18 protein-coding genes are annotated in these 17,328 nt (G+C 46.3%); 13 read left to right on the top strand and 5 right to left on the bottom strand.

Features of this window, described 5'->3' with window-relative positions; all coding sequences use genetic code 11:
* Positions 1-24: 24 nt before the first annotated feature.
* The 5 genes from hydA (at position 25) to AWV70_RS00155 (ending at position 5,841) form a co-directional block, all read left to right on the top strand.
* The gene (hydA, locus tag AWV70_RS00175) at positions 25-1,428 is read left to right on the top strand and encodes a dihydropyrimidinase (protein ID WP_060203080.1); all 1,404 of its coding nucleotides are present in this window, start codon (positions 25-27) and stop codon (positions 1,426-1,428) included.
* A 28-nt stretch (positions 1,429-1,456) separates the two neighbouring features.
* On the top strand, positions 1,457-2,800 hold the full coding sequence (locus AWV70_RS00170) for an NAD(P)-dependent oxidoreductase (protein WP_235588493.1): 1,344 nt from the start codon (positions 1,457-1,459) through the stop codon (positions 2,798-2,800).
* A gap of 12 nt (positions 2,801-2,812) precedes the next feature.
* Positions 2,813-4,075, top strand: a complete 1,263-nt coding sequence (preA, locus tag AWV70_RS00165) for an NAD-dependent dihydropyrimidine dehydrogenase subunit PreA (RefSeq protein ID WP_060203076.1) — start codon at positions 2,813-2,815, stop codon at positions 4,073-4,075.
* Positions 4,076-4,162: 87 nt separating this feature from the next.
* A complete protein-coding gene (locus tag AWV70_RS00160; RefSeq protein ID WP_060203074.1) occupies positions 4,163-5,617 on the top strand; it encodes an NCS1 family transporter in 1,455 nt (484 codons plus the stop codon).
* Between the two features lie 20 nt (positions 5,618-5,637).
* Positions 5,638-5,841 (top strand): hypothetical protein, encoded by a 204-nt coding sequence (locus AWV70_RS00155; protein ID WP_060203073.1) that lies wholly within the window; start codon positions 5,638-5,640, stop codon positions 5,839-5,841.
* A gap of 104 nt (positions 5,842-5,945) precedes the next feature.
* On the opposite strand, the gene AWV70_RS00150 is transcribed toward AWV70_RS00155, so the two are convergent.
* The gene (locus AWV70_RS00150) at positions 5,946-6,530 is read right to left on the bottom strand and encodes a uracil-DNA glycosylase (RefSeq protein ID WP_060203070.1); all 585 of its coding nucleotides are present in this window, start codon (positions 6,528-6,530) and stop codon (positions 5,946-5,948) included.
* Positions 6,531-6,717: 187 nt separating this feature from the next.
* Between AWV70_RS00150 and AWV70_RS00145 the strand changes: the two genes are divergently transcribed.
* From AWV70_RS00145 to AWV70_RS00130, 4 genes are all read left to right on the top strand, one after another.
* Positions 6,718-7,245, top strand: coding sequence for an isochorismatase family protein (locus AWV70_RS00145; RefSeq protein WP_060203068.1), 528 nt, complete (start codon positions 6,718-6,720; stop codon positions 7,243-7,245).
* Positions 7,246-7,250: 5 nt separating this feature from the next.
* Positions 7,251-8,048 carry a nucleotidyltransferase domain-containing protein gene (locus AWV70_RS00140; protein WP_235588492.1) on the top strand — a complete coding sequence of 266 codons (798 nt, stop codon included), beginning with the start codon at positions 7,251-7,253 and terminating at the stop codon, positions 8,046-8,048.
* On the top strand, positions 8,045-8,398 hold the full coding sequence (locus tag AWV70_RS00135; RefSeq protein ID WP_060203063.1) for a VOC family protein: 354 nt from the start codon (positions 8,045-8,047) through the stop codon (positions 8,396-8,398). Before AWV70_RS00140 ends, AWV70_RS00135 begins: the two co-directional genes overlap by 4 nt.
* Positions 8,399-8,489: 91 nt before the next feature.
* On the top strand, positions 8,490-9,431 hold the full coding sequence (locus AWV70_RS00130) for a nuclease-related domain-containing protein (protein ID WP_235588491.1): 942 nt from the start codon (positions 8,490-8,492) through the stop codon (positions 9,429-9,431).
* A 152-nt stretch (positions 9,432-9,583) separates the two neighbouring features.
* On the opposite strand, the gene AWV70_RS00125 is transcribed toward AWV70_RS00130, so the two are convergent.
* The 4 genes from AWV70_RS00125 to AWV70_RS23325 all read right to left on the bottom strand — a co-directional run bounded on the left by AWV70_RS00125 (position 9,584) and on the right by AWV70_RS23325 (position 12,629).
* Positions 9,584-10,474, bottom strand: a complete 891-nt coding sequence (locus AWV70_RS00125) for a glycine betaine ABC transporter substrate-binding protein (RefSeq protein ID WP_060203061.1) — start codon at positions 10,472-10,474, stop codon at positions 9,584-9,586.
* The gene (locus tag AWV70_RS00120; protein WP_060203059.1) at positions 10,474-11,130 is read right to left on the bottom strand and encodes an ABC transporter permease; all 657 of its coding nucleotides are present in this window, start codon (positions 11,128-11,130) and stop codon (positions 10,474-10,476) included. Before AWV70_RS00120 ends, AWV70_RS00125 begins: the two co-directional genes overlap by 1 nt.
* The gene (locus tag AWV70_RS00115) at positions 11,127-12,260 is read right to left on the bottom strand and encodes a betaine/proline/choline family ABC transporter ATP-binding protein (RefSeq protein ID WP_060203057.1); all 1,134 of its coding nucleotides are present in this window, start codon (positions 12,258-12,260) and stop codon (positions 11,127-11,129) included. Before AWV70_RS00115 ends, AWV70_RS00120 begins: the two co-directional genes overlap by 4 nt.
* Before the next feature lie 117 nt (positions 12,261-12,377).
* Complete coding sequence (locus AWV70_RS23325; RefSeq protein ID WP_153009867.1) at positions 12,378-12,629, bottom strand: hypothetical protein; 252 nt, start codon at positions 12,627-12,629, stop codon at positions 12,378-12,380.
* 49 nt (positions 12,630-12,678) lie between these two features.
* Between AWV70_RS23325 and AWV70_RS00110 the strand changes: the two genes are divergently transcribed.
* From AWV70_RS00110 to AWV70_RS00095, 4 genes are all read left to right on the top strand, one after another.
* Positions 12,679-13,365 (top strand): response regulator transcription factor, encoded by a 687-nt coding sequence (locus tag AWV70_RS00110; RefSeq protein ID WP_276525624.1) that lies wholly within the window; start codon positions 12,679-12,681, stop codon positions 13,363-13,365.
* 10 nt (positions 13,366-13,375) lie between these two features.
* Complete coding sequence (locus AWV70_RS00105; RefSeq protein WP_060203055.1) at positions 13,376-14,398, top strand: sensor histidine kinase; 1,023 nt, start codon at positions 13,376-13,378, stop codon at positions 14,396-14,398.
* A 101-nt stretch (positions 14,399-14,499) separates the two neighbouring features.
* Positions 14,500-15,276 carry an ABC transporter ATP-binding protein gene (locus AWV70_RS00100; RefSeq protein ID WP_153009866.1) on the top strand — a complete coding sequence of 259 codons (777 nt, stop codon included), beginning with the start codon at positions 14,500-14,502 and terminating at the stop codon, positions 15,274-15,276.
* Positions 15,254-17,197: an ABC transporter permease gene (locus AWV70_RS00095; RefSeq protein WP_235588490.1), complete on the top strand. Its 1,944-nt coding sequence runs from the start codon at positions 15,254-15,256 to the stop codon at positions 17,195-17,197. The genes AWV70_RS00100 and AWV70_RS00095 overlap by 23 nt, the downstream gene beginning before the upstream one ends.
* Positions 17,198-17,328: the final 131 nt, after the last annotated feature.

Raw genomic sequence — 17,328 nt, 5'->3', positions numbered from 1 at the left:
TTAATCGAAAGGTGAGAGGATAGTATGAAAAAAATAATTGCAGGCGGACTCATCGCGACAGCTTCAGATTTGTATGAGGCAGATATCTTAATTGAAAACGGCAAGATTATACAGATTGGCAATAACTTATCAACGGACGGAGCGGAAATTGTAGATGCAACGGGCAAATACGTCATGCCGGGCGGAATTGATCCGCATACGCATTTGGATATGCCGTTCAACAACACGGTAACAGATGATGATTGGAAGTCGGGTACAATTGCCGCTGCCTTCGGTGGGACGACGACCATTTTAGATTTCTGCTTGTCAGCGGGTGAAGAAAAACTTGCGACGGCCGTGGAAAAGTGGCATGAAAAAGCAAAAGGAAATTCAGCCATTGACTACGGCTTCCATTTAATGATCAGTGATTTAACGCCTGAAACAGAGGCAGAGTTACCTTTGTTGTTAGAACGCGAAGGGATTACGTCTGTCAAAGTGTTTATGGCGTATGCGAAAGAATTCCAGGCGTCGGATCGTACGCTGTTCAAAGCTTTTAAAATTGCAAAAGACGTAGGTGCTGTTGTGATGGTGCACTGTGAAAATGGCTCAGTCATTGACGAATTAGTAGAGGAGGCGAGACAAGCTGGCAAGACTGCACCAATTTACCACGCATTGACGCGTCCCGCGGAAGTAGAAGGTGAGGCGACGAAACGGGCCATTGAACTGGCGCATATCGCAGGCGCCAAGCTTTACGTTGTCCATGTGACGTGTAAAGAGGCGTTAGATGAAATCATCACAGCGCGTGAAAAAGGCTATGACGTGTATGGGGAAACATGTCCACCTTATTTGACGCTCGATCAGTCAGCGTTAGCACAGCCGGGCTTTGAAGGGGCAAAATATGTATGGTCACCGCCGCTTCGCCCGAAATACCATCAGGAGCATTTATGGAATGCGCTAAAAGCTAAGCAGCTGCAAACAATCGGCTCGGACCAATGTTCATTCAGCTTTAACGGAAAAAAGAGATTAGGGCTGAATGACTTTTCCAAAATTCCGAATGGTGGACCTTTTATCGAAGACCGCTTCAGCATTTTATATTCTGAAGGCGTGGCGAAAGGGCGGATTTCCATCCATGACTTCGTCGATATGATTTCGACAAGTGCTGCGAAAATTTTCGGCTTATATCCGAAAAAAGGAACGATAGCGATTGATTCTGATGCAGATATCGTGATTTTTGATCCTACAGTAAAACGTGAAATTTCAGCGAACACCCACCATATGAATGTCGACTATAACGCGTATGAGGGATGGGAAGTGACAGGGGAGCCCGTCAGTGTACTTGTGCGTGGTGAATACGTCATTAAAAACAGACAATTTGTAGGAGCATTAGGTAGCGGCCGTTATATCAAGCGTGCACTACAGCCGGCGACTGCAGAACGGATCAATGTCTGATCATCAATCCATTAGGGGGAATGGTTTAATGAGTTCTCAACTTGAACGTAATTTTGTGGAAATGACTGGCAGGATGACGAAAAACGAAGCAATGGAAGAAGCTAATCGCTGTCTGTACTGTTATGATGCACCTTGCATTACAGCTTGTCCAACGAGTATTCAAATTCCGAATTTCATCAAAAAAATTGCCTCCAGCAATATGAAAGGATCGGCCTTGACGATTATGGACGCCAATCCGATAGGTGCAAGCTGTGCGCGGGTATGCCCGACCGAGATATTATGTGAAGGGGCTTGTGTGCTAAATTCTTCGACCAAGCCTATCAAAATAGGACAACTGCAACGTTATGCAACAGACTGGGCGATGGAAACAGACGTAGAGCTATTTAAAAAAGGTGAACCAAATGGATATAAGGTAGCGATTGTGGGCTCTGGTCCGGCGGGCTTGTCGGCGGCGCGAGAGCTTAGTCGATTCGGGTATAGTGTCACAATTTTCGAAGCGGAGGCAAAGGCGGGTGGCTTGAACACTTATGGCATCGTGTCCTTCAGATTGCCGAATGAAGTAGCGGATTGGGAAGTGGCTCAAGTTGAAAAGCTTGGCGTGGAAATCAAAACAAACACAAGAGTAGGCGTGGATATTTCTGCTGAGGACATTTTAACGCAATATGACAGTGTTATTGTAGCGGTTGGGATGGGGTCCGTACCTAACCTTGGCATTGAAGGCGAGGAACTGGAAGGCGTCCATGATGCCATTGAGTTTGTAAAGCGCACGAAAATGGGTGTATTGACAGAAGACTTAATCGGAAAACGTGTTGCGGTCATCGGTGCTGGCAACACAGCCATAGATGGGGCGACTTGTGCTGTGCGGCTAGGTGCGGAGCAAGTGGATATTCTTTATAGAAGAACGGAAAAAGAGATGACTGCCTACCAATATGAATATGAATTTGCCAAGCAGGATGGCGTTGGGTTCAAGTGGCTGACAGCGCCGAAGAGAATTATTGGGGATGAGGCAGGGAAAGTGACGGGCCTTGAATGCGTCAAGATGAAGCTTGGAGAAGCAGGAGCAGACGGCAGGCAACGACCTGAAGCGATCGAGGGATCTGAGTTCATCATAGAGGTTGACGCAGTCATTAAAGCGATTGGACAAACGCGTTTTGTCCCGCTTATTGAAGCGTTTGGATTGCAGCATACGAACGGAGTTGTAGACATTGATGAAACGACAATGCAAACGTCGAATGCCAAAGTGTTTGCCTGCGGGGATGTCGTGTTCGGCAACGGCCAAGGTGAAGCGATGGTCGTAACAGCTGCACAGCAAGGAAAAAATGCCGCGAACATCATTCATGAGCGTTTCAAAAAACAGAGCGGAAACGCATAGGGGGGATCATACATGGCAGACTTACGAATTGATTTAGCAGGGATTAAATCACCGAATCCATTTTGGTTAGCATCAGCACCACCGACTAATTCGGGTTACCAAGTGCAACGGGCATTTGAAGCGGGGTGGGGCGGCGCAGTATGGAAAACGCTTGGCGAGCCGATTTTGAATGTTTCATCGCGCTTTGCGGCTGTCAGCTTTAACGGACAAAGAGTAGCGGGCTTCAATAATATTGAGCTGATTACAGACCGTCCATTAGAGATTAATCTGAATGAAATTCTTGAAACGAAAAAAAGATTTCCCAATCATGCCATTATCGCTTCCTTAATGGTAGAGCCACAGCAGGAAAAGTGGCATGAGATTGTCAAAAAAGTAGAAGCTGTTGGAGTCGATGGACTAGAGCTGAATTTCGGTTGTCCGCATGGTATGGCGGAACGGGGAATGGGATCTGCCTCTGGTCAAGTCCCTGAATTGGTTGAAAAGCAGACATATTGGGTGAAGGAAGTTGCACGCACACCTGTCATCGTCAAGCTGACGCCGAACATAACGGATATTACGATGACGGCAGAAGCGGCAGTGCGCGGCGGGGCAGATGCTGTCAGTATGATCAATACGATCAACAGCTTAGCGGGTGTCGATCTGGATACATGGAATACCGTGCCGCATGTTGGCGGGAAAGGGGCGCATGGCGGATATTGCGGGCCGGCCGTCAAGCCGATTGCCCTAAATATGGTCGCTGAATGTGCGCGAAATCCGCTCGTCAATGTCCCTATATCAGGGATTGGCGGGATTTCAAACTGGCAGGATGCTGCAGAATTCATGCTGATGGGTGCAACAGGCGTACAAGTTTGTACAGCAGCGATGCACCACGGATTCAGTATTGTCGAAGATATGATAGATGGACTGAATAATTATTTGGATGACAAGGGCATTGCCTCGGTGATGGATTTGGTCGGTCAGTCCGTGCAGCGCTATTCAAATTGGGGTGACTTGGACCTGAACTACAATATTGTTGCTCAAATCAATAATGATGTGTGCATTAACTGCAATAAATGCCATATCGCGTGTGAAGATACATCGCATCAATGCATTGACCTATACACAGAAAGTGGTCGTCCGATGCTGAAAGTGCGTGAACAGGATTGTGTTGGCTGTAATTTATGCGCGATTGTATGCCCGGTAGACGGCGCGATTTCGATGATCGAAAAAAAGTCTACGATTCCGCCGATGACTTGGAACGAACGTCAATCTCTTATTAGCAATTTTACCCGATAAAAAAGCGGCCACAATTTTAATGCAAAGTGAAAAGAAAAGAATTGGTTGTGCGTAAACTGGAAATCCATGTAAAGGGAGAGACATGTATTGGCGAATGGCGGAGATTATTTAAAATCCCCAGATTTACTTCCAGTGACACATCAAAAAAGAAGCGTCGGCACATTTGGTTTTGCGGTGATCTGGATAGGAATGGCGATCGTTTTAGCCGCCTTTGCAATTGGCGGCTCAGCTATTATGAGTTTGTCATTGCCGATGGTGATTGTAGCGACTTTAGTTGGTTCCGTATTAATCGGCGTATTCATGACGTTAATCGGTGATATTGGCGTCGAGCACGGCTTGTCCTTCCCGGTGTATATGCGTGCCCCGTTCGGCACAATCGGCACGCATATACCTTCGCTCGTCCGCGGGGTGACAGCAGCTTGTTGGTTTGGGCTTAACACCTATTTTGGCGCGATGGCCATCAACGGGATTTTAAATTTACTATTCGACTTCAATAATTGGTTTTTATGTTTCCTAGTGTTTGCGGCATTCCAGTTATTCAACACATCGCTTGGCATTAAATCAATTGAGCGCTTTGCGGATTTTGCGGCGCCGGTCATTATTTTAATATCGTGCTGGATGTACATCACGCTTGCCGACCAAGCAACGGCTCAAGGGAAAGAAGTATGGACTTGGGTAGAATCCCCGACAACAGGGATAGCGGCTTTTACAGCTTTCATGGTTGTGATGATGGCGAACATGGGATTCTGGGCGACATTGGCAGCTGATATGCCGACATTGTCACGTTTCTTTAAAGCACCAAAAAATGAACGCAATTGGCTCAAGCGTAATAAAACACAGTTAGTCGGCTCTTTGATTGTGATGCCGATTACGAATACATTTATCGTAACGATAGGGGCAGTAGCTTATATGGCAGTTGCCTCCGCTGATCCGATAAATGCCTTGCAGCAAAGTGCAAGTGGAATTGTGCTGGGGGTTTTATTGCTGATGATCGTGTTGGCGCAATGGTCAACAAACACATCCGCAAATGTTATTCCTGCAGCAACGATTTTCTCGAACGTCGGCGGACCGAAAGTGCCATTCTGGGCTGCTGTCATCATCGCGGGGATCATCGGGGTTTTAGCACAGCCTTGGAGCCTGTTTGGCGTGTTGGTCGATGCGCTATTAATCATTGGAGGTATTTTAACGGCAATTGTGGGGATTTTGTTCGCCGATTATTATTTAATCCGTAAACGTCGTGTGAACGTAAAAGATCTGTACGAGTTAGACGGCCAATACAAGTATATGAGCGGTTTTAACTTAGCGGGGTTATTTGCTTGGGTGATTGGCGGAGCATTGGCGAATATGTTCCCGACGTATTCTTCATTGGTTGGCTTTTTCGTTGGGGCGATTGTCTACTATGTGCTGGCAAAATATTGGTGGTTTAAGAAGTATCCGCAAGCTGAACTGGATAATCCGAGTGATGCAGAGTATTTAGGGATTACAGTTGGTCATGACTGGGACGATATCGTCATGCAGGAGATAGAAGAAAAAGGTGCTTAATAGAAAAGCGGGGTGTTTGTATGTCGGATCACTTGTTAAGTTTGGATGAAATGAAACAAGTCGATGGCTATTTAGCCAGTGGCTTTAAGATCCATTCTGTACATGAAAACTTAAGTGGTATGTTTGTCGAGTTTAAACGGCAGGAAGAAGATGTTTGTCTGCAGATCTTGACTGCCGAAGCGCGAAAATATTTAGCGGCAAAGCTTTTGGAACAAACGCAGTAGCAAGAAGATATGACAATTTAATAGGAAGTGGTGAAGACTCTATTTTGGTACGTATAAGAATAGAGTCTTCATCCATTCTGTCCAACTTTCGGGACAAAACAGGGTTAAGCATTGGATTTATTTTCAATTTCAGACTTCACTAGCATGAAATCCTCTAAAAATAACTTATACAAATTTGGGCGGCGTCTGACGGCTAGCGGATGGTAAGCGACAGTGGACCGATAGCCCTTCACATCATGCCAGCTGCCCCGCAATCCTTTTACATCGACTTCCGCATTATCGAAAAAGGATTGTACGGCCACATTGCCCATACAGATAATGAGTTCGGGTTTCTGCCGTTTAAGCTGTTCATCCAGATGGCGGTGCATGCAGATTTCACGGGTCCTTTCTTTATCGTATTTTCGGATGGGCCTTCTTTTTAAAATGTACGTTACATAGATCAGTTCTTTATCCAATCCGACCTCATGAACAGCTTGCTGCAAAGTCTGCCGCGTACCGCAAACAAACGGGTTTCCTTCACCGTCTTCACGGGCGCCTGGATTATCGAGAATCACCATAATGGGTGCGTTCGGATTCCCTTCTCCCCAGATCATCCGCGTTCCTTGTCGATAAAGTCCACATTCCTCGCAGTTCAACTGGCTCTCCGGTGTCGGGTCCTCCGGCCAACTTTCTGGGCAAAATGATGTCATTTTCATCACCCTCCTAACGGATTAGAATACCCTTTGTTGGATGAATCATGCGGAAACAGCGCATTCGGCAATTTCATTAAGATATCCGATGAACAATTCGATTATCCGGGGTGGTTGAATTTATTTAACTGAAATAAAGGAAAATTGCTCGTGGGTATAGAAACTATCTTTAATAAGGGGTGTGAGTATGGAAGTTTTGTTAGTAATTGACGTACAAAATGGGATTGTTGAATCCGGTGATTTTGGTGCTGAATTAGGCTTGATTACAAATATAATCGAGGACTTTAAAGGGGCAGGGAAGCCGGTTATTTTCATTAGACATTTCGATGATGAAAAGGAAAGTCCGCTTTATAGGGGCTCAGTAGGTTCTGAATTACATTCATCCATTAAAGGGTTCGCGGAAGTTGTAGTGGAAAAGCAGACGCCGAGTTCATTTTTCAAAACTGAATTGGCGGGTTTGTTAGAGAAATTGGAAGTGGATCATGTATTCATTACTGGCTTCAATACTGAGTTTTGCTGTATGTTTACGGCGATTTCTGCTTTCGACCGCGGTTATAAAGTGACATTCATTGAGGACGCTACAGGGACTGCAAATACAGATGAAACGTACGAGATGCCGGGCCTTGATATTCGGGATTTTGTCGGGACGGTGCTGCATTGGTCTGAAGTAATTGAAGTGCTGGATTATGAGGAGTACGTAGTTGTGTACAAGTAAGGGGGATGAATATGTTACCGCAGGAGTTGGCTGTTGAAAAGATTGTTGCTAGTTTGAAGGAGGATCCGCATGTACAAGCAATCTTTCTGAAAGGATCAATGGGGAGAGGAGAGCATGATGCGCATTCGGACGTCGATTTGTATTGCTTGGTGAACGAGGAGGATAAGAAAGAATTCCTGGAGAGCCGGGTGGAACATTTGCAGGCGTATCGCGACATCATATTAATGGATGATATTTTCATTGTAGCTCCTCAGATTATAGCTGTGTTTGACGATTTGTTACATATCGATTTATTCACGGTGACGAAGGAAACGTTTGTTGGCGGCGACCATTTCAAGGTGCTGTATGATCCGGAGAGGTTAATGGATGAATTTATGAAGATGCAAGGGCTGGCGCTGACGGAGGCGGAGTATCGGGATGATGTCATGGATGTTGGCTGGTTTTTATTCCAATACTCGAAAACTGCTGCACGAGGAAATGACATTTGGGCGGTTAAGATGCTGACGAATGTCATGCATCATTTAGGAAGGGTGCTGCTTTATCGATATGTACCGGAACGCGCGAAGTTGGGGTTGAAGGCGATCGAGGGATCATTGCCGGATTCCGTTGTAGAGGAGTTGACGGTTATAGTGGAGTTCATCACTCCTGACAAGCATGCGCAGGCGGTTGTGCAGATAAGCCGATTGCTTGAACGGGAGTATGAGTGGATTCGATTGCAGATTGATGTGGAAGATCAATCGATGAGGTTTTTACGGAGAATGATTGATATGTACATAGGGGAAAGGAAGGAGGAAGAAGTATGACGCAAGTTTGTGTAATTAGCATTTATGTACCGGATATGAAAGAGGCGGTTGAATTTTACACGGGGGTTTTGGGCTTTGAGGTGAATAAAGAGTATGGCTCGAAAATTGTAACGCTTGTCCACGGGGAGTTGCCAATCGTTTTGGAGGAAATGGAGAATACGGAATATGATAAAGCGTCTTCAGGAGTTGTGCTGACGTTGAAAAGTGATGATATCCATCGATCCCTTGCAACGCTCAAAGAACATGATGTGGAATTGATCATCGGGGAACCGACCGACTGCCCGCCAGGCAAATATATTAGTTTCCGAGATCCGTTCGGAAATGTGTGGGAGTATTTACAGTTTAATTGAACAGTGAGACTAATATGCTAAACTAGTAAATAGCGGAATAAAAGAAGAGGAGCTGATACTATTTATTCATAAAGAAAGGCAAGCACCACTCTTGTTGGAAGGACTGGAGGCGGCGATTAGGCGATTGCCAAGCCATCATGAAGCGATTCCTGCTTTGCGTTCGAAGCATGCGGCGGTCAAGGCCGGATTTGGCGGCGAGCAGGAATTGGACAAGATGTTTGAGAACTATGCTTTTTCAATGAAGCATGGGATTTTTCACGATCTATCGTTACTGTCCAGCACCCATTTCCAAATTGACTCTCTGATCATCACTCCATGGTATGCGGTTTTGTTTGAAGTGAAGAACATCGCCGGCGAATTGACGGTGACAGAAAACCCGCCGCAGTTGATCCGCACGTTGGAAACCGGACAGGTGAGCGGGTTCAAAAGCCCGATCGCCCAATTGGAAAGTAATTGTGAACTGTTTCAAGACTGGCTGTATAGCCGAAATCTATCGTTGCCAGTGTACGGCGCTGTTGTGCTGGCGTATGCAAAGCAGCGCATCAAAGTATTCGACACGAATACCCCTATGTTATTCCCAAGTGCGGTCCCCACATTTATCCGCAAACTCCCAACAACCTCCCCATTGTTGGATGATGAAACGTTTGCTTCCCTTTTAACGCAGCTCAACAGCGGCCATCGCCCTTTCATTCCTTCTCCTATTTGTGAAGCTTATTCTATTCGACGAAGTGACATTCGGACAGGTGTGATTTGTCCGGAGTGTGGCATCTTAGGGATGACTTGGCATAAACGGAAATGGGAATGCATGAATTGTGGATCCCGATCCGAGAAAGCGCACAAACAAGCAATCAGAGACTGGTTTTTACTGTTTGGCGGAAAAATGATGAATAAAGATTGCAGGGCATTTCTTCATCTCGAAAGACAGCAAAATGCAAATCGGCTGCTTCGGGAGATGAATTTACATACAGAAGGGGCCAATCGCAATCGAACTTATATGATGTGGTTACCGTCATATCAGAAAAAGCGCACATAATCGTGCGCTTTTTTGTTGGAAATTTGCTAAGTGGTGATAAAGGTAGTCTGAGTGGTGATAACACCCGTCTAAGTGGTGATAAAGCTGCTACAAGTGGTGATAACTACGTGCCGAGTGGTGATAACCAGTTGTTTAGCGGAGGCGCTAACAACTCACTCCACCTTAATCAACCCAACTTCCATCAAAAATTCCTCCGCAACTCTTTCGACCATCATGCCGTCGTTGTCGACTTTGGCGTTCATTTTTTGCATCGCTTCTTCGTCGATCATGCCTTCTAACTGCTTCAGCACCTCTTCAATTTCAGGGTACTCCTGCAACGTTTCATTCCGCACAAGCGGTAGCGCGTGGTACGGAGGGAAGTAGGATTTGTCGTCTTCCAATACGCGCAAGTCGAATTCCTGCAGCTGGCCGTCCGTCGTGTAGGAGTTGATGACGTCGACTTCGCCAGCATTGATCGAGCGGTACATGATGCCGTGATCCATGCCTTTGACATTTTTGAATTTCAACCCATATTCCTTCTGGAAGCCGGGCAGTCCGTCGGGCCGGTCGATGAATTCGAAGACCGCGCCTAGTGTGAAGTCTTCGGAATAAGCAGCGAAGTCGCTGAATGTGACGACGCCGAGTTCTTCCGCTTTTGATTCGTCCAACGCGAGGGTGTATGTGTTATTGAAGCCGAACGTGTTGAAGGCGATGATGCCGTCTTCGGCGACGAGGCGTCTTGTCAATTCCAGTGTCTCCTCGGCGTTGCCTGGCTCTTCGTGGTAATAGTTGACGACGATTGTTCCCGTATAATCGGGAACGACGTCAATATTGCCGTTCAGCATTGCGTTCCATACGACGTTTGAGCCGCCGAGGTTTTCTTTATAAATGACCTTAATATCTGTTTTATTCTCAATTAACTGTCCCATGACGTGGGATAAAATGATGCTTTCTGTATTGTTCCGTGAACCGAGCGTCAATGAGTCTTTTTCAATGAATATGCAGCCAGTGAGCATGCTTGCGACAACTGCGATAAGCAGCAATGAAATAAATGTTTTTTTCATTATGCTTTCAATCCTTTCGGCGTTGTCCAGCGCTCAACCGAGCTGAAGAACACTTCCAGAATGATGGCTAGCAGTGCGGCAGGGATTGCGCCAAGCAGGATTAGTCCGTCAATGCCTCGTGTGATTCCGAGGAAAATGAAATCCCCGAGTCCGCCTGCACCGATGAATGCGGCGAGGGTAGCATTTCCGACGTTTATGACTGCGGCTGTCCGGATTCCAGCCATGATGACGGGAATCGCGAGTGGCAGCTCCACTTTGAAAAGGATTTGCATGCTCGTCATTCCCATTCCCTTGGCAGCTTCCCGCGTAGCCGGGTCAACGTCATTGATTCCCGCATACGTATTCCGGGCAATTGGCAGCAGTGAATAAAGGAAAAGAGCAGCGATCGCTGTTTTCACGCCGATGCCAAAGATGGGAATCATGAATCCAAGCAAGGCGAGGCTTGGAATGGTCTGCATGACGCCTGCGCCCCCAAGTACGAGTGTCGTCAGTTGGGGAACCCGGGTGACAAGGATGCCGAGTGAAACGCCTAGAATGATGGCGATCAACATTGAGAAAAATACGAGTTGGATATGGACGGATGTCGCTTCAAGAACTTCTCTCCAGCGCATTTGCGATTGTTCGGTCAATTGTTGCCAGATGGATAAATTGTTCATATGACGACCTCCTCCGTTTCCGTCCATTGGCTGGACAATGCGGATAGCAATGAACCGCGTGTTACGAGACCGATAACCTTTTGCTTTTCATCCACGATAGGAATCAGGCCAAATGGAGATTCATCCATCATGATGATGGCGTCTCTTGCGGAAGCGGTGTCTTGCAAGAAGTGTCCGATCGGCTGCATGATTTCTTCAATCGTTCGGATGTTGTTCACTTTCTTGATGACATCATAAGCGGACACGATGCCTAGCAAGGCTTTTGATTCATCCACGATGATGAGATCAGTGATTTTCCTCTGGCGGATAAGTGAGATTGCCTTTTCGGGAGAACTTTGAGGAAGTGATGTGATGACCGATTCGGACATAATGTCAATGACCGGCATCAGCTCAGGATTTTGGATAATTCGATGCTTGCCAATGAACTCCTCGACAAAACCGTGGGCAGGTTCATGAAGTAAATTCTCTGGAGTGTCCAACTGAAGGAGCTTGCCGTCTTTCATAATTGCAATTCGGTCACCCATTTTGAGTGCCTCGTCCATGTCGTGAGTAACGAAAATGATTGTCTTATTCAGTTTTTTCTGCAATGAAATGAGCTCACCTTGCAACTGCTCTCTGGTAAGCGGGTCCAACGCACTGAACGGCTCATCCATTAAAATGACTTCGGGATCGGATGCAAGTGCGCGGGCGATTCCGACGCGTTGCTGTTGGCCTCCGGAAAGTTCTTTCGGATAGCGGTTTGCATAGATTTTGGGATCCAGCCCGACCAATTCCAACAATTCGGTAACTCGAGGTTTAATTTTATCCGGGCTCCACCCGTTCAATTGGGGAACAATGGCGATGTTTTTTTCGATCGTATAGTGGGGGAATAAACCGATCTGCTGGATCACATAGCCAATTCCTCTCCGCAACTCAGAAGCGACATACGAATTATTATCTTTGCCGTTAATCGAAATCTTCCCGCTTGTATGCGGTTCCATCCGATTGATCATTTTCATCGTTGTTGACTTACCTGAGCCACTCGGACCGATGAGAACAAGCAGCTCACCTTTCGGAATCTCGAAGCTGATAGAATCAACAGCCTTGAACCCGTCATCATACACTTTACTTACGTTTTCAAACTTAAGCATAAAATCCTCCTATGTTTTTTTACAAAACTGTATTTCGTTGAATTTGGGATGAAAATATAAAACAACGGCTAAAAAAAAGAAGACATTTATACTGCCTGGTTGGCCAGGAGCGATGTCTCAGTAATAAGTATAACATACATCGGAGGTGAAAGTTTTGAAATTTCGACTTTTCAGTAGGTTATTAGTAGAAGTGGAGGGTGGTATATAGGTCTCATCTGTAGGTGAATTGCTGAAAACTGGCGAGTCGGTGGTAATGCCCCAAGAGTCGGTGGTAAACCCGCCAAAGTCGGTGGTAACGGCCTGAGCAACGGTGGTAAACTCCCGCGCATCGGTGGTAAACCACTGCCACCCAGTGATAATCTTTTCCATCCCAGCCTCGCACCATTATAATAAGCGTAAGAAAGGACGTGCAGCGGATATGGAGATGAATATTTTTATCGTCGAGGATGATTCAGCGATTTTCAATTCACTTAAAGAGCGGCTTGGCCAGTGGTCGCTTCATGTGTCGGGGCCGGAGGATTTTCATGATGTGATGAAGTCTTTTATTGACACAAAACCGCATCTTGTCATACTCGATATCCAGCTTCCTGCGTATGACGGGTTCCATTGGTGCCGGGAGATCCGCGCGGTTTCGAAGGTGCCAATCATCTTTTTGTCGTCGCGGGATCATCCGATGGATATGGTGATGGCGATGAATATGGGGGCGGATGATTATGTGCAGAAGCCGTTCCATACGGATGTCCTTCTTGCGAAGATCCAGGCGACGCTGCGGCGAACGTATGCGTATACGGCGGATGAGGCGGCGGACGTTCTTGAATGGAATGGTGCAATGATCGATATGAAGCGAGGAGTCATTCGGCTCGATGGCAATGAAGTGGAGTTGACGAAAAATGAGTTTTTCATCTTGGTGGTGCTCGTTCAAGCGAAGGATGAAATCGTGTCGCGTGACGAGTTGATTCGCAAATTGTGGGATGATGAGCGGTTCGTCAACGACAATACGTTGACGGTCAATGTGACGCGGCTGCGCCAAAAGCTTGCGGACATCGGACTTGGTGACGCGATTCTCACAAAAAAAGGCATGGGGTATATGGCGGTCAGCCTGTAGGGGGGATTCGATGTTCATTGCGTATGTAAAGGATATGAAAAGCTGGATACTGATATTCGCTGTATCACTCGTGTTGACAGACGCCCTGATTTGGATTGATAAAGGTCTGTCGATGAGGTTGAGCTCTTTACTTTACCTCAATATGCTTTTGATCGCCATTTTCATTTTATTCCTTATCTGGCGTTATAAAAAAGAGGTGCAATTCACGAAAGAGCTTCTTCGTATTTCTGAAGATCCTTCTAGGGATTGGCAGGAGGGGTTGCCGGAGCCACTCTTCACGAGGGACGAGACGACGAATGATCTGTTGCGGCAAGTGGCAAATGATCATTTGAAAAAGCTGTCGGAAATGAAAGCCGTAAACCTTATGGAAAGTGATTATACGGCGGCGTGGGTGCATGAGGTGAAAGCGCCGCTCACCTCGATGAAAATGATGATTGATGCGAATCGACAAGACGAGGCCATCCGGAAAATCGAGTCCGATTGGCTGCGTGTCCATTTGCTGATTGACCGGCAGCTTTATATATCACGTTTGCCGTCGCTTGGAACGGATTATGTATTGGAACAAACCGATGCCCATCAGCTAATGACTCCCGAAATCCGCGAGCTACGTTCATGGTGCATCGAGAAAAATATCGCCGTGGAAATCGAAGGCGAGGCCATGAAAGTGATAACGGACAGCAAATGGTGCCGCTTCATCATCCGCCAATTGTTGACGAATGCGGTGAAATATAGTCCAGACGGGGGCACCATCTGTATGACGGTACACCAGACACCTGGAGGACATCCGGTTTTATCCATAAAAGACGAAGGTCCGGGAATCCCGGCTCACGATCTTCCCCGTGTTTTCGATAAAGGGTTCACCGGGGGCACGGGAAGGCTGCATAACGCGGCGACAGGACTCGGGTTGTATCTTGCCCAGCAAGTTGCTTTGAAAATTGGGATTACCCTATCTGCACACTCCGAAATAAACAAAGGAACGACGATGAACATGACGTTTTCCACGGAAAATGAGTTTGACGCCACACGAACGTGACAATAATGTCACATTAACCGACCTGTTTGTCATCTAAATCAAACGACCGGAAGAAGTTCACACAGTAAGATAAGGGTATAGCAAACAGGGAGGGTACAATGATGGACCAACATAAAACAGTTTTGCATGCTCAAAATATCCGGAAATCGTACGGCACGCGGGGCAATGTGCAGCAAGTATTGAAGGGGATCGACCTGCGTGTGATGGAAGGGGAGTTCGTCGGAATCATGGGTGCTTCGGGTGCCGGAAAAACGACGTTGTTGAATGTCCTTGCGACGATTGACCGCACGACGGAAGGCTCAATCCTCATTGGAGATGCTGATATTTCGAAGATGAAAGACCGTGAGCTATCTGCATTCAGGCGAGACAAATTAGGCTTCATCTTCCAAGATTATAATCTTCTCGACACATTGACAGTGAAAGAAAATATTCTCTTGCCGGTTTCTCTTGGAAAAATGAAAAAGCGTGTCGCAGAGGACCAATTCAAAACGATCGCCGATATATTGGGCATCAAAGAGTTGGCGGATAAATATCCGCATGAAATTTCAGGTGGGCAGAAACAGCGGACTTCCGCAGCACGAGCGCTCATCAATAAGCCGTCCATGGTGTTTGCGGATGAACCGACCGGCGCGCTTGACTCGAAATCGGCGTCATCCTTATTAGGGACTTTGGAAGATGTCAATAAAGAACGCGGCGTTACGATCATGATGGTGACGCATGACCCCGTCGCATCGAGCTACTGCAGCCGAGTTGTATTCCTGAAAGACGGTAATATTTACTCGGAGCTGTACCGCGGCGATAAAACGAGACAGGCCTTCTTCCAGGAAATCCTGAAGGTGCAAGGTGTCCTCGGGGGTGACAGCGTTGACGCTCTTTGACCTCGTCATCCGCAGCATGCGGAAAAACATTAAGCATTACTACTTATACTTTTTCGCGCTCATTTTAAGTGTCGTCCTGTACTTCGTCTTTGCGACATTGCAGCATGATCCGTCAGTTGTTGAGAGATCTGGCGGCAGCATGGGTGCGGGATTCAAAGCAGCGGGAATACTGTTGCTATTCATTGCAGGAATATTTATTGTCTATGCGAACGCGATTTTCCTAAAAAGAAGAAGCCGTGAAATTGGACTGTATCAATTAATTGGATTGACGAAAGGCTCTGTATCACGTCTGTTGATTATCGAAAACTCTTTGCTGAGCGCTGGAGCATTAGCCATTGGGATTGGCATAGGAATTCTTGTGTCACGTGTATTTTTATTGTTGTTAATGAAGCTTGTCGGATTTGATGGATTTATCGAAGTGGAGTTTTCGACGGTTGCAGTCATCCAGACAGTGATTGTTTTCCTTGGAATCATTATTCTCACATCGATTCAAATGATCGTGGCAGTTTACCGTAACACTTTGCTTGGGTTATTCAATGCTGATAAGAAGGGTGAGCATCCGAAAAAGCCGAAAGCATTCAGATCAGCCTTTCTTTCAATTTTAGGGATAGCACTCATCGCCTTCGGATACTGGCTGTCCGGTCATATGATGAATGCTTTGCTTTTCATTAATATGATTGTCGTTTTGGCTACGACAATTCTGGGCACCTATTTATTGTTCCGGGTGGCAATCAGCTGGCTGCTTTATCAAATCCGCAAAAGGAAGCAAGGCCATCTTGGGCTATACAACAGTTTGTCGCTGGCGCCGCTTATGCATCGGATGAAAGGCAATGCGAACTCATTGACGATCATTACCGTATTATCCGCGATGACATTGACGATGTTGGCGGGTATGTATTCCCTTTACTATTCGACGGATAAGGAAACACGGCTTATTTTACCGTTCGACTTCATGTTACATGATTTTCGGAATGAAGATGGGGAGGCGACGCTCGAGAGATTCGTCGGCGAACTGGATAATCAAAACATTTCTTATACGTACACGCCGATAGAAGTTCTGCGATTGGACGGACGCTTTTTTGAAGAGGGAACTTTGACAAAATTAATTCCTGAAACGTTTCCGGCAAATATCGTGAATGGAGAACAATTGCAGCGGGCGGGAATGGACTTCGAAGTTCCGGATTCCGGTACGGCTTACTATTATGACGCGACACTCTATTGGCAGATGAAAACAGTGGCAGTCCCTTTCAACGTAAAGATGTCAGATGCTAATACCGAGTTGAACATGCGGATTACGAAGGTGGGCGAAGGGAATGTGTTGAATCCACTTTTAGGTACACAAATCGTTGTAAATGGTGAGTTTTATAAAGAATTAAAAGCGCAATTTCTTAATGATGAAAGCAGTTCGCGCATTGCAAATGCCTATGCAATAAATGTACAAGATCGAGATCAGCTAGCCGAGGCAACCGCCATCTTTAAGCGCATCAATAAGGAAAATAATAAATTTGGATATGCTTACTATTCTCAATATGTCTCAGCGATGGAGGATAGCGGTTTGTTAATCTTCATCTCTGGCTTCCTTGGACTTGTATTCCTCATTTCAACGGGCAGCATTCTATACTTCAAGCAAATGACGGAGGCAGAGCAGGAGAGAAGCACCTACGCAACATTGCGCCAATTGGGCTTTACCGTGCAAGATATTATGCGAGGGATCGTTCGTAAGCAAGTGTTCGTCTTCGGCTTACCGTTGTTGATTGGTTTGCTGCACTCGATTTTTGCGATAAAAGCAGCCTCATTCTTGTTCATGTCTGATATTACGTTGCCTGCATCCATCGCTATGGGCATCTACGCGCTCATTTATCTTGTGTTCGCATTCCTGACGGTCGGGTATTATCGTAAAACGGTGAAGGCTGCGCTATAATGGCATTTTTGTGGGAAATTCTGATCGAACGGTGATAACGCTTGTCCAAGCGGTGATAAAGAACCCTTGAACGGTGATAACCAGCCAACAAGCGGTGATAACCACCTTACGTAATGTAATTTAAGGGAAAC

It is taken from the genome of Sporosarcina koreensis, from assembly GCF_001531445.1.
GTDB lineage: Bacteria > Bacillota > Bacilli > Bacillales_A > Planococcaceae > Sporosarcina > Sporosarcina koreensis_C.
Note: the sequence above shows the minus strand (reverse complement) of the source record. Positions and strands in the feature narration are given on the sequence as shown.